Here is an 11733-nt window from a genome sequence, read left to right as displayed (position 1 = left end):
GACCTGCGAATACCCCCCTCCGGAACCCTTTCGCAGCACGTTCGTGTCGCTGTTGTCAAGCCCCGAGAGGTGCCCTGACCTGCGAAAACGCCATTCATAACAGTCAGTTCTCGTGTTACCCTGGATAGCCACGGAAGGGGTACCTGTCACATGACGTTCAAGGTTGGCGACACCGTGGTCTATCCCCATCACGGGGCCGCGCTGATCGAGGCCATCGAAACTCGCCAGATCAAAGGCGTGGACAAGACCTACTTGGTGCTCAAGGTCGCCCAGGGCGACCTGACGGTTCGTGTGCCTGCGGACAATGCAGAGTTCGTCGGTGTTCGCGACGTAGTCGGCCAGGACGGGCTGGACCGGGTCTTCGAGGTGCTCCGCGCACCGTACGCAGAAGAGCCCACGAACTGGTCCCGTCGCTACAAGGCAAATCTGGAGAAGCTCGCTTCGGGCGACGTCATCAAGGTCGCCGAAGTGGTGCGCGACCTGTGGCGTCGTGAGCGTGAGCGCGGGCTTTCCGCTGGTGAGAAGCGGATGCTCGCGAAGGCGCGTCAGATTCTGGTGAGCGAGCTCGCGCTCGCCGAAAACACGAACGAGGACAAGGCCGAGGCCCTCCTCGACGAGGTTCTCGCGTCCTGACGCTCGAACCGATCACAGTGTGCCGCGGTGCCCGATGACAAGCCCCCTCCTCCACGAGAGGGCTGTTGCCGGGCGCTGCGGCATGTCTGCGTCCGCGTCCGCGCCCACGTCCTCCACCTGGCGGGCCGGGTCCGGGCAGCCGGCTCGACCGGTCGTCACGGAAGGGGCGAGGGCGTCGCACCCGGCACCCTTCAGGCCATACCCATGTCGGCCGAAGTCACAAACCTGGCTCGGAGCTACTGATGTCTGACGAATCCCGCCCCCAGCGCACGGCCGCGGTGATCCCCGCCGCCGGCCGCGGGGTACGCCTCGGCCCCGGCGCCCCCAAGGCCCTGCGGGCCCTCGGCGGGACACCGATGCTGGTCCACGCCGTCCGCGCCATGGCCCGCTCCCGTGCGGTGTCCCTCGTCGTGGTCGTCGCCCCGCCCGCCGAGACGGCCGAGGTGCGCCACCTCCTCGACGAGCACCCGCTGCCCGACCGCACCGACGTCCTCGTCGTTCCCGGCGGCGACACCCGCCAGGCATCCGTGCGCGCCGGCCTGGACGCCCTCCCGGCCGACGTCACCACCGTCCTCATCCACGACGCGGCCCGCCCCCTGGTGCCGGTCGACACCGTGGACTCCGTCGTGGAGGCCGTCCGCGACGGCGCCCCCGCCGTCGTTCCCGCCCTGCCGCTGGCCGACACCGTCAAGGAGGTCGAGCCCGGCCGCCCCGGCGAGCCCGAGCCCGTCCTCGGCACCCCCGAACGCGCCCGGCTGCGCGCCGTGCAGACCCCGCAGGGCTTCGACCTCAAGACCCTCCTGCACGCGCACGAGACCATCGCCGTCACCGGCGAGGGCGCCACCGACGACGCCGGAATGGTGGAGCGCACCGGGGTCACCGTCGTGGTCGTCCCCGGCCACGAGGAGGCCTTCAAGGTCACCCGCCCCCTCGACCTGGTCCTCGCCGAGGCCGTACTCGCCCGCAGGAGGGCCACCGATGCGTACTAGCCCCGCAGGTTCCGAGGAGTCCGCCGGGGCCCGCGCCGCCGCGGACCGGTCCGCCGAGGGCTCCGCCCCGGCGCCCGCCCCCCCGATCCCGCTCGTCGGCATCGGCACCGACGTGCACGCCTTCGAGACCGGGCGTGAGCTGTGGTGCGCCGGCCTGCTGTGGGAGGGCGAGGACGGCCTCGCCGGACACTCCGACGGTGACGTCGCCGCCCACGCCGCCTGCGACGCCCTCTTCTCCGCCGCCGGTGTCGGCGACCTCGGTGCCCACTTCGGCACCTCCCGCCCCGAGTGGTCCGGTGCCGCCGGCGTCACCCTGCTGGCGGAAGCGGCCCGCATCGTCCGCGCCGAGGGCTACGAGATCGGCAACATCGCGATCCAGGTGATCGGCGTGCGCCCGAAGATCGGCAAGCGGCGCGAAGAAGCGCAGAAGGCGCTCGCCGCCGCGGCGGGCGCCCCCGTCTCCGTCTCCGGCACCACCACCGACGGACTCGGCCTCACCGGCCGCGCCGAGGGCCTGGCCGCCATCGCCACCGCCCTCGTCTACCGGACGAACCGGGACTGAGTACGGGGTATGCACCCGAGGCGGCCGTTACGGATGTCAGGCCGCCGATGACCGATGTCACCTCTTCGGCAACAAAGAGTCCCCGCGACCTCAAACGGTCGCGGGGCACTGCCGCAAGCGCACTACCCTGGATGCCGTGACTATTCGCCTGTACGACACCAGCGCCCGGCAGATCCGCGACTTCACCCCGCTCACGCCGGGCTGCGTCTCGATCTACCTGTGTGGTGCCACCGTCCAGGCGGCGCCGCACATCGGGCACATCCGCTCGGGCCTCAACTTCGACATGATGCGCCGCTGGTTCACCTACCGCGGCTACGACGTGACCTTCATCCGCAACGTCACGGACATCGACGACAAGATCATCAGCAAGTCGGCCGCGCAGGGCCGCCCCTGGTGGTCCATCGGCTACGAGAACGAGCGCGCCTTCAACGACGGCTACGCCGCCCTCGGCTGCCTGCCGCCCACCTACGAGCCCCGCGCCACCGGCCACGTCACCGAGATGGTCGAGATGATGCGCGGCCTGATCGAGCGCGGCCACGCGTACGAGGCCGACGGCAACGTCTACTTCGACGTGCGCTCCTTCCCCGGCTACCTGGAGCTGTCCAACCAGGAGCTCGACAACCTCCTCCAGCCCTCCTCCGAGGGCGAGACCGGCAAGCGCGACTCCCGCGACTTCGCCATGTGGAAGGCCGCCAAGCCCGGCGAGCCCTCCTGGGAGACCCCGTGGGGCCGCGGCCGCCCCGGCTGGCACCTGGAGTGCTCGGCCATGGCGCACAAGTACCTCGGTTCCGCCTTCGACATCCACGGCGGCGGCCTGGACCTGATCTTCCCGCACCACGAGAACGAGATCGCCCAGGCCAAGGCCTTCGGCGACGAGTTCGCCAACTTCTGGGTGCACAACGCCTGGGTCACCATGTCCGGCGAGAAGATGTCCAAGTCGCTGGGCAACTCGGTCCTCGTCTCCGAGATGGTCAAGCAGTGGCGCCCGATCGTCCTGCGCTACTACCTCGGCACCCCGCACTACCGCTCGATGATCGAGTACAGCGAGGAGGCGCTGCGCGAGGCCGAGTCCGCGTTCGCGCGCATCGAGGGCTTCTGCCAGCGCGTCGTCGAGAAGGCGGGCGGGCCCGTCGAGGCCGCCGCCGAGGTGCCGCCGGCCTTCGCCGAGGCGATGGACGACGACCTGGGCGTCCCCCAGGCCCTCGCGATCGTCCACACCACCGTCCGCCAGGGCAACAGCGCGCTCGCCGCCGACGACAAGGACGCGGCCATCGCCCGCCTGTCCGAGGTACGGGCCATGCTCGGCGTCCTCGGCCTGGACCCGCTCGACCCCCAGTGGGCCGGCGAGTCCGACCGCGGCGAGGAGCTGCACGGCGCCGTCGACACCCTCGTACGCCTCGTCCTGGACCAGCGCGAGTCCGCCCGGGCCCGCAAGGACTGGGCGACCGCCGACGCCATCCGCGACCAGCTCCAGCAGTCCGGCCTGGTCATCGAGGACAGCCCCACCGGCCCGCGCTGGACGCTCGGCCCGCGCTGAACCGGAGCCGGTCGGGCCCGGTCCGGACCCGCTCGGACCAGCGCCGTTGTGCCGCCCGGCCATCCGGGCGGCACACTCTTCATACGTACATATCGCAGCACGAACGAAAACAGGTAGAGGTCATGGCCGGTAACAGCCAGCGCAGGAACCGCCGCACGTCCAACAAGAAGGGCGCGACGGTCGGCAGCGGTGGCCAGCGGCGCAAGGCCCTGGAAGGCAAGGGCCCCACGCCCAAGGCCGAGGACCGCAAGGGCCACAAGGCCTTCCGCATCTCCAACGCCATGGCCCGCCAGGCCGCCAAGCGCCGCCCCGCCCCCCGCCGCGGCGGCCCCAAGGGCACCAGCGAGATGGTCGTCGGCCGCAACCCCGTGTTCGAGGCCCTGCGCGACGGCGTCCCCGCCACCACCCTCTACGTGCAGCAGTTCATCGACAACGACGAGCGCGTCCGCGACGCCCTCAAGCTCGCCGGCGAGCGCGGCAACATCAACCTGATGGAAGCCCCGCGCGCCGAGCTGGACCGCATGACCAACGGGCTCAACCACCAGGGCCTCGTCCTCCAGGTCCCGCCCTACGAGTACGCGCACCCCGAGGACCTCACCGACGCCGCCTACGACAACGGCGAGGACCCCCTCATCGTCGCCCTCGACGGCGTCACCGACCCGCGCAACCTCGGCGCCATCGTCCGCTCCGTCTCCGCCTTCGGCGGCCACGGCGTGGTCATCCCCGAGCGCCGGGCCGCCGGCATGACCGCCGGCGCCTGGAAGACCTCCGCCGGCACCGCCGCCCGCACCCCGGTCTCCCGCGTCACCAACCTCACCCGCGCCCTCCAGGAGTACAAGAAGGCCGGGATCGCCGTCGTCGGCCTCGCCGCCGAGGGCACCCACGAGGTCCAGGACCTGGAGGCCCTCGGCGGCCCGGTCGTCATCGTCGTCGGCTCCGAGGGCAAGGGCCTCGGCCGCCTCGTCGGCGAGAACTGCGACTACCTCGTCCGCATCCCCATGCCGGGCGGCGCCGAGTCCCTCAACGCCGGTGTCGCCGCGGGCGTCGTCCTCTACGAGGCCGCCCGCCGCCGCGCCGCCCAGGGCCGCGTCTGACCGTCAGCCGTACGGGCCACCCCCGGGCCGCCGCCTTGATCCAGTCGGCCCACCGGACATGACCCGTGAGCGTGTCGCCCCGCCCCTTCCGGGCGGGGCGACTTGATCTTGACGGGTCTCGGACAGATCCCTGCTGTCAAGGCAGTGTCCTAAACACTGATCACTCGGTTAGATGAGTGTGGACACCAGAACGTCAGGGTTCGACGACCAGCCCGCGCTGAGCATGGTCAAGGTGCCGTGCGACCCCGCACAGGTCATCGTCAACCACGCCAGCTTCCGCGTGCGGCTCGCACCGAGCCCGAGCGCGCGTTCCAAGCCCGCGAATGCCCCCGGCCCCGGCCGCGCACCGGTCCTGGCCGCCGGAGCCGTCGCGGCCGCCGGAGCCACCCGCCGCCGCGCCCCCGTCGTCTGGAGCGGCAAGACCGCCCCCGGTGGCGACGCCGCGGCGACGGGCGGACTCCTCCAGGCCGTCCGCGAAGCCGGACGCGGTCACGACGACCACGACGGCGGCGCCACCCAGACCATCCCCCGGGTGGACCTCGCGCGCGACCTCACCGAGGACACCCTCGCCACTCCCACCGTCATCGGCCAGCGCAGCTACGCCGACCCCGACGAGACCCGCCCGCTGGCCGCCGTACCCGACCAGCCGCGCCAGCCCTACGAACACCAGCCCCACGGCCTGCCCTACGCGGACCAGCCCCCCCACGGCGGCCCCGGCACCGACACCCGGCGCCCCGCCGACAACCGCGCCCAGGCCTCCTACTACCCCGGCCGCCGCATGAACCTCGGCGTCGTGCTGCTCCCGCTGCGCGTCTTCCTCGGCTTCATCTCCATCTACGCCGGCATGGGCAAACTCTGCGACCCCGTCTACTTCGACGGCGGCGAACGCGGCTCCATGGTCACCTGGCTGCACACCCTGCACCCCTGGGCCCTGGCCGAACCCCTGCGCGACTTCGCGCTCGCCCACCCCGTCGGCGCCGGACTCACCGTCGCCTTCCTCCAGGTGATCGTCGGCGTCCTCACCGTCTTCGGCCTCTGGCAGCGCTTCGCCGCCTGCATCGGCGCCCTGCTCTCCGCGGCCCTGCTGATGACCGTCAGCTGGAAGACCGTCCCCGCCTACGACGCCCCCGACATCATCTACCTCGCCGCCTGGAGCCCGCTCATCATCGCCGGCGCTCCCGTCTACTCCCTCGACGGACGCCTCGCCGGCGAGGCCTGGCGCACCCTCGGCCCCCGTTCCGAGATGTGGCAGCTCCGCCGCCGCGTCCTGCGCCGCGGCACCGTCATGGCCACCGTCGTCTGCGGACTCACCCTCCTCATCGGCTCCCTCCTCGGCGGAGCCGTCCGCTCCAGCACCGTCGTCACCGTCCCCGGCCCCGGCCAGGCCCCCAGCAACTACCTTCCCGGCAGCCCCCTCCCGCAGCCCCCCTCACCCCGCCAGTCCGCCCCCGCCCAGCAGCAGCCCTCCAAGCAGGCCTCGCCCTCCGCGTCGGCCTCCGCCTCGGCACCCGCCGCCAAGTCCGGCCGCGCCGGCGGAGCCCCCACCCAGAGCACCGGCACCGGCTCCGGCGCCCCCAGCGCCACCAAGGGCAGCACCGGCCAGACCCCCCGCAGCACCACCTCCAAGCAGTCCAGCCCCCAGCAGCCGCCGGCCACCTCCTCGGGCAGCCGCAGCAGCGGCGACACCACCGCCAAGAAGCCCGGCCTCGTCGGCGGCCTCCTCGGCTGACCCCACCCGGCACGACACGGGCCCGGCACGCGAACGCGCGCCGGGCCCGTGTCGCGTACCGCCCCTAGGGCCCTCAGAGGCCGCTGTGAGCCGCCAACTCCCGTGCGGCCGCCTCCAGGTCCTTCGCCGTGTCGATCGCCCGCCAGTAGGCGCCCAGCGGCAACGGGAACCCCGCCAGCCGCCGCTCCCGCGCCAGACGGGGAAACGTCGTCCGCTCGTGGTCCCCCACATCCGGCAGCAACGCCGCGAACTCGGGCGCGAACACGTACACCCCGGCGTTGATGAGATAGGGCGACGGCGGCGCCTCCACGAAATCCAGCACCTGCCCCAGCTCGTTCGTCTCCACCGCGCCCCACGGGATCCGCGGCCGCGCCAGCGCCAACGTCGCCGTCGCCCCCCGCTCCGCGTGGAACGCCGCCATCTCCCGCAACGGGAACCGCGTCCACACGTCCCCGTTCGTCGCGTACCAGGACCGCTCCGGACAAGGCAGGTGCCGCGCCGCGTACTTCAGCCCGCCCCCGCGCCCGAGCGGCTCGTCCTCGACCACCGTCGTCACCCGCAACGGCAGCACCGCCCCCGCCAGCCACTCCCGCAACACCTCGGCGAGGTGCCCGCACGAGACGACCACGTCGGTGACCCCCTCCGCCGCCAGCCACGCCAACTGGTGCCCGATGATCGGCAGTCCGGTCCCGGGGATCTCGACCATCGGCTTCGGCCGGTCGTCCGTATACGGCCGCAGCCGCGAACCCTGGCCCCCCGCCAGGACGACGGCCTGGACGGGCGGGGCCGGGAACGCGGCCGCGCGATCGGTGGAGGGTGGAGCGGGGGGCGGGGTCTCGGTCATGGCCGCCAGCGTAGGGACGGCCGCCGCCCCGGCCGGGGCGGCACGGCGGGCCTCAGCCCATCGAGGCGACCCCGGACGCGTACGAGGTGTCGCACACCGGGCGCGCGTACGACTGCGCCTTCGTGGGCCCGTAGGCCTCGACGGCTGCCCGGCCGAGGGCCCGGGCGATGCCCATGCAGTGCTCGGCGAGCGACGGCCGCCCGTTCACCTGCTCCTGCAGGTGCCCGAGGACGACACCCGGGTTCTCACCCTGCTGCAGCTCGCTCAGCAGCTTGTCGCGGAGCACGTCCTGCGCGGCACGCGGCTTGGCGGGGACGGAGACGTCCTCGGCGGAGGCGGTCAGGACCTGGGACGGCGAGTTGTCCGCCCAGGGGACCATCGTGACCGCGAGGGTCCCGGACAGGACCAGGACGACGGGCAGGACCAGGGCGAGGGAACGGCCGATTCGGCGGGCAGTGTGGGTCACGAGGGCGAGAGTAGCGGTCGGTGAGGAATTGGCGACAATTAGTCACCCGGTCGGGGGATGGTTCGACGTGGCTTTTCGATTTACGGGTTGACGAGTACGGCCGAATGGCCCGCTCTGCCGGGGTTCCTGGGGAACGCCGCCCGCAACTGCCCCGAGAGGGGCGCCCCTTGACGGAACGCCCCTCCAGCCGGCTTGCGCCGGGCCTCAGTCGGAGAGCCGTGCCCCCGTGGACGTGGAGAACACGTGGATCTCCCCGGCCCGCGGCACGACGTGCAGCGAGGAGCCCTTTTCGGGCACCTGGCGGCCGCCCACGCGGACCACGATGTCCTGGCCGTCCTTGCTGCCGTAGACGTAACCGTCGGCGCCCAGCTCCTCGACCACGTTCACGGTGATCGTCAGGCCGCCCGCCTCACCGATGTCGAAGTGCTCGGGACGCACGCCGACGGTGACGGTCTTGTCACCCGCGTCGGCGGCCGCCGACAGCGCCTCGCGCGACACCGGCACCACGCTGTCCCCGAACTTCACCCCGCCGTCGGTGATCGGCACCTCGACCAGGTTCATGGCCGGCGAGCCGATGAACCCGGCGACGAAGAGGTTCGCCGGCCGGTCGTACATGTTGCGCGGGGTGTCCACCTGCTGGAGCAGGCCGTCCTTGAGCACCGCCACCCGGTCGCCCATGGTCATGGCCTCGACCTGGTCGTGGGTCACGTACACGGTGGTGATGCCGAGGTCGCGCTGGAGCGCGGCGATCTGCGTGCGGGTGGACACGCGCAGCTTGGCGTCGAGGTTCGACAGCGGCTCGTCCATGAGGAACACCTGCGGCTTGCGCACGATGGCCCGCCCCATGGCGACGCGCTGGCGCTGACCGCCGGAGAGCGCCTTGGGCTTGCGGTCGAGGTACTGGGTGAGGTCCAGCATCTTCGCGGCCTCCTCCACCTTGCGGCGGATGGTGGCCTTGTCCTCACCGGCGATCTTGAGCGCGAAGCCCATGTTGTCGGCGACGGTCATGTGCGGGTAGAGCGCGTAGTTCTGGAACACCATCGCGATGTCCCGGTCCTTGGGCGGCAGGTGCGTGACGTCGCGGTCCCCGATGCGGATGGCGCCGCCGTTGACGTCCTCCAGGCCGGCGAGCATGCGCAGCGAGGTGGACTTGCCGCAGCCGGAGGGCCCGACGAGGACGAGGAACTCGCCGTCCTCGATCTCCAGCTCCAGCTGGTCGACGGCGGGCTTGTCGCCGCCGGGGTAGAGGCGGGTCGCCTTGTCGAAGGTGACAGAAGCCATGGTGATGCATCCCTTCTACCGGCAGGAACGTGCCGGACGATCCGAGTGGAAGGTCTAGTCCAATATTCAGGACTCGGCCCGACGCTACCCGGTGTGAGGGGTTCTGTCAGCAATCTGACGGGGCGGATTGCGGTCGCCGAGGGGTTACGCGTGGGGCGTCAATGTGATGGCTTGGGGAATCGAGCGCTGTGTAGAGTAATGACCGCTCCATCCGCGGCGGGTTTGCGGGTGGGTGGCGCGCCTCCTTAGCTCAGCTGGCCAGAGCAACGCTCTTGTAAAGCGTAGGTCGTCGGTTCGAATCCGACAGGGGGCTCCGTTCCAGGGCCCCGGGTGATCACCCGGGGCCCTTTCGCGTGCCTCAGGAGCGGCCCGAGACGCGGTTCGCCAGGCGGGCCAGGGGGGTCGTCGTCGGGGTGCGGGTCTTCGTCTCGCGGCGGTCCGCTTCGCGGTAGGCCGCGTAGAGGGCGTGGACGCCGAGCCAGCGGAAGGGTTCCGGTTCCCAGCGGCGGACGCGGTGGTGGACCCAGGGGAGGGCGGTCAGGGCGGTGGCCTCGCCCAGCACCAGGTCGCGCAGGGTGCGGGCGGCGAGGTTGGCGGTGGCCACGCCCGAGCCGACGTAGCCGCCGGCCCAGCCGAGGCCCGTGGTGGCGTCCAGGGTGACCGTGGCGCACCAGTCGCGGGGGACGCCGAGCACGCCCGACCAGGCGTGGGTGATCTCCGTGCCGGTGAGGACCGGGAAGAAGGTGGTCAGGAGGGTGGTCAGCGAGGCGATGGTGGCCGGCTGGGTGCGGCCGTCGTTGTCGGTGCGGGAGCCGAAGCGGTACGGGACGCCTCGGCCACCGATGGCGATGCGGTCGTCCGCGGTGCGCTGGGCGTACATGTAGGCGTGGGCCATGTCGCCCAGGAGGGGGGCGTCCGCCCAGTTGAGGCGGGCCCAGACCGAGGGCGGGAGGGGGGCCGTGACGATCATCGAGGAGTTCATGGGGAGCCAGGTGCGCCGGTGGCCCTTGAGGGAGGCGGTGAAGCCTTCGGTGCAGCGCAGGACGTACGGGGCGCGGACGGTGCCGTAGGGGGTGGTGGCCCGGCCGGGGGCGATGCCCGTGACGGGGGTGGACTCGTGGATGACGACGCCGAGGCGTTCGCAGGCCGTGGCGAGGCCGCGGAGCAGTTTGAGGGGGTGGACGCGGGCGCCGTGGGGGGTCCAGCTGGAGCCGAGGGCGTCGGCGATGTCGATGCGGTCGCGGGTGGCGGTGGCGTCGTAGAGCTCGCGGTCGGTCTCGCCGAAGGAGCGCTCGGTGGTGTGGAAGGCCTTGAGGCGGGTGAGCTGGGCGGGGGTGCGCGCGACTTCGAGGACGCCGCCGCGGTGGATGTCGGCGTCGATGGATTCGGCGGTGGCGACGTCGACGACCTCGGTGACGGTGTCGTTCATGGCGTGCTGGAGGCGGCGGGCGGCTTCGTGGCCGTGGAGGGCGGCGTAGCGGTCGCGGCCGGCGATGCCGTTGTAGAGCCAGCCGCCGTTGCGGCCGGAGGCGCCGTAGCCGCAGAACTTCTGCTCCAGGACGGTGACGCGCAGGTCGGGGGCGGTGCGCTTGAGGTAGTAGGCGGTCCACAGGCCGGTGTAGCCGCCGCCGACGATGGCGACGTCGGCGGTGGTGCCGGTGGTGAGGGGGGCGCGGGGTGGCTGGTGGGTGGTGTCCGTCGCGTACCAGAAGGAGATGCCGCCGTTGATCGTCATGGGGGAGTTGGTACTGGGGGTGTGGGAGGGGTGTCCAGGGGCGGTGTGTCGTGTGGCGGCGGCGCGTGGGGTGCGGGGTGTCCGTTGCGCGGTGGGGGTGGTGGGGGTCCGGTGGATTGTCAGTGCCGGGGGCCACGATGGGGGCATGGTGCGCAGTGGCGGGAACGGCCGTGGTGGCGGGCAGTCGGTGAAGGCGGCACGGCGGGCGGAGGTGGTGCTGCCGGATCTGGCGGTGTGGGAGGGCGGTGGGCTGGAGCCGGACGGGGATTACGACGGGCTGGAGTTCGCCGACCTGGACCTGGCGGGGCAGGAGGGGGTCGGGTCGCGGTTCATGGACTGTGCGGTGCGCCGGTGCGGGGTGGACGGGGTGGGGCTGGCGAAGGCACGGGTCCTGGACTCGGTGTGGGAGGGCGTCCGGGGGGTGGGGGCGGACCTGTCGGGTGCTCTGCTGCGGGATGTGGAGGTGCTGGAGGCGCGGCTGGGCGGGGTGCAGTTGCAGGGGGCGGTGCTGGAGCGGGTCGTGGTGCGCGGCGGCAAGATCGACTACCTGAACCTGCGGCAGGCGCGGTTGAGGGACGTGGTCTTCGAGGGGTGCGTGCTGGTGGAGCCGGACTTCGCGGGGGCGGTGCTGGAACGGGTGGAGTTCCGGGACTGTGTGCTGCGGGGGGTGGACGTGACGGGGGCCCGGCTGACGGATGTGGATCTGCGGGGTGCGGCCGAGCTGGAGGTGGCGCGGGGGGTGGAGTCGCTGGCCGGGGCGGTGATCAGTCCGGCGCAGCTGTTCGATCTGGCCCCGGCGCTGGCGGCGCAGCTGGGGGTGCGGGTGGTGGCGTAGGGGCCGCCGGGGCCGGCCGTCGGGGGCC

11 protein-coding genes and 1 tRNA gene are annotated in these 11733 nt (G+C 72.3%); 8 read left to right on the top strand and 4 right to left on the bottom strand.

Annotation, left to right across the window (positions count from 1 at the left end):
- Positions 1–150: 150 nt before the first annotated feature.
- The 6 genes from WDV06_RS00510 (at position 151) to WDV06_RS00485 (ending at position 6544) form a co-directional block, all read left to right on the top strand.
- Complete coding sequence (locus WDV06_RS00510) at positions 151–633, top strand: CarD family transcriptional regulator (protein WP_003953493.1); 483 nt, start codon at positions 151–153, stop codon at positions 631–633.
- Positions 634–875: 242 nt separating this feature from the next.
- Entirely contained in the window at positions 876–1622 is a 747-nt protein-coding gene (gene ispD, locus WDV06_RS00505) for a 2-C-methyl-D-erythritol 4-phosphate cytidylyltransferase (protein WP_395507553.1), read from the top strand.
- The gene (ispF, locus tag WDV06_RS00500) at positions 1612–2184 is read left to right on the top strand and encodes a 2-C-methyl-D-erythritol 2,4-cyclodiphosphate synthase (RefSeq protein ID WP_395507552.1); all 573 of its coding nucleotides are present in this window, start codon (positions 1612–1614) and stop codon (positions 2182–2184) included. The genes ispD and ispF overlap by 11 nt, the downstream gene beginning before the upstream one ends.
- 136 nt (positions 2185–2320) lie before the next feature.
- The gene (gene cysS / locus WDV06_RS00495; RefSeq protein ID WP_045949615.1) at positions 2321–3721 is read left to right on the top strand and encodes a cysteine--tRNA ligase; all 1401 of its coding nucleotides are present in this window, start codon (positions 2321–2323) and stop codon (positions 3719–3721) included.
- A 122-nt stretch (positions 3722–3843) separates the two neighbouring features.
- The gene (rlmB, locus tag WDV06_RS00490; RefSeq protein WP_395507551.1) at positions 3844–4815 is read left to right on the top strand and encodes a 23S rRNA (guanosine(2251)-2'-O)-methyltransferase RlmB; all 972 of its coding nucleotides are present in this window, start codon (positions 3844–3846) and stop codon (positions 4813–4815) included.
- 172 nt (positions 4816–4987) lie between these two features.
- The gene (locus WDV06_RS00485) at positions 4988–6544 is read left to right on the top strand and encodes a DoxX family protein (protein ID WP_395507550.1); all 1557 of its coding nucleotides are present in this window, start codon (positions 4988–4990) and stop codon (positions 6542–6544) included.
- 73 nt (positions 6545–6617) lie between these two features.
- Here the strand turns inward: WDV06_RS00485 and WDV06_RS00480 are convergent, their stop codons facing one another.
- From WDV06_RS00480 to WDV06_RS00470, 3 genes are all read right to left on the bottom strand, one after another.
- Positions 6618–7388, bottom strand: a complete 771-nt coding sequence (locus tag WDV06_RS00480) for a nucleotidyltransferase family protein (RefSeq protein ID WP_395507549.1) — start codon at positions 7386–7388, stop codon at positions 6618–6620.
- A 52-nt stretch (positions 7389–7440) separates the two neighbouring features.
- A complete protein-coding gene (locus WDV06_RS00475; RefSeq protein WP_395507548.1) occupies positions 7441–7854 on the bottom strand; it encodes a hypothetical protein in 414 nt (137 codons plus the stop codon).
- A 204-nt stretch (positions 7855–8058) separates the two neighbouring features.
- Positions 8059–9135 (bottom strand): ABC transporter ATP-binding protein, encoded by a 1077-nt coding sequence (locus WDV06_RS00470; protein WP_395507547.1) that lies wholly within the window; start codon positions 9133–9135, stop codon positions 8059–8061.
- Between the two features lie 239 nt (positions 9136–9374).
- Here WDV06_RS00470 and WDV06_RS00465 point away from each other — a divergent pair.
- Positions 9375–9448: transfer RNA gene (locus WDV06_RS00465), tRNA-Thr, on the top strand.
- A 45-nt stretch (positions 9449–9493) separates the two neighbouring features.
- Here the strand turns inward: WDV06_RS00465 and WDV06_RS00460 are convergent.
- Positions 9494–10870, bottom strand: a complete 1377-nt coding sequence (locus WDV06_RS00460) for an NAD(P)/FAD-dependent oxidoreductase (RefSeq protein WP_395507546.1) — start codon at positions 10868–10870, stop codon at positions 9494–9496.
- Positions 10871–11015: 145 nt separating this feature from the next.
- Here WDV06_RS00460 and WDV06_RS00455 point away from each other — a divergent pair, with 145 nt between their 5' ends.
- The gene (locus WDV06_RS00455) at positions 11016–11705 is read left to right on the top strand and encodes a pentapeptide repeat-containing protein (protein ID WP_395507545.1); all 690 of its coding nucleotides are present in this window, start codon (positions 11016–11018) and stop codon (positions 11703–11705) included.
- Positions 11706–11733 lie beyond the last annotated feature (28 nt).

The sequence above is a fragment of the Streptomyces racemochromogenes genome (genome assembly GCF_044129415.1).
GTDB classification, from domain to species: Bacteria; Actinomycetota; Actinomycetes; order Streptomycetales; family Streptomycetaceae; genus Streptomyces; species Streptomyces racemochromogenes_A.
This window is presented reverse-complemented; position numbering and strand designations above follow the sequence as displayed.

Excerpts from the sequence above, each read along its gene's own strand:
- WDV06_RS00485 (WP_395507550.1), top strand. The coding sequence starts at position 4,988 with ATGAGTGTGGACACCAGAACGTCAGGGTTCGACGACCAGCCCGCGCTG.
- ispD (WP_395507553.1), top strand. The coding sequence starts at position 876 with ATGTCTGACGAATCCCGCCCCCAGCGCACGGCCGCGGTGATCCCCGCC.
- WDV06_RS00455 (WP_395507545.1), top strand. The coding sequence starts at position 11,016 with ATGGTGCGCAGTGGCGGGAACGGCCGTGGTGGCGGGCAGTCGGTGAAG.
- rlmB (WP_395507551.1), top strand. The coding sequence starts at position 3,844 with ATGGCCGGTAACAGCCAGCGCAGGAACCGCCGCACGTCCAACAAGAAG.
- ispF (WP_395507552.1), top strand. The coding sequence starts at position 1,612 with ATGCGTACTAGCCCCGCAGGTTCCGAGGAGTCCGCCGGGGCCCGCGCC.
- WDV06_RS00480 (WP_395507549.1), bottom strand. The coding sequence starts at position 7,388 with ATGACCGAGACCCCGCCCCCCGCTCCACCCTCCACCGATCGCGCGGCC.
- WDV06_RS00510 (WP_003953493.1), top strand. The coding sequence starts at position 151 with ATGACGTTCAAGGTTGGCGACACCGTGGTCTATCCCCATCACGGGGCC.
- WDV06_RS00460 (WP_395507546.1), bottom strand. The coding sequence starts at position 10,870 with ATGACGATCAACGGCGGCATCTCCTTCTGGTACGCGACGGACACCACC.
- WDV06_RS00470 (WP_395507547.1), bottom strand. The coding sequence starts at position 9,135 with ATGGCTTCTGTCACCTTCGACAAGGCGACCCGCCTCTACCCCGGCGGC.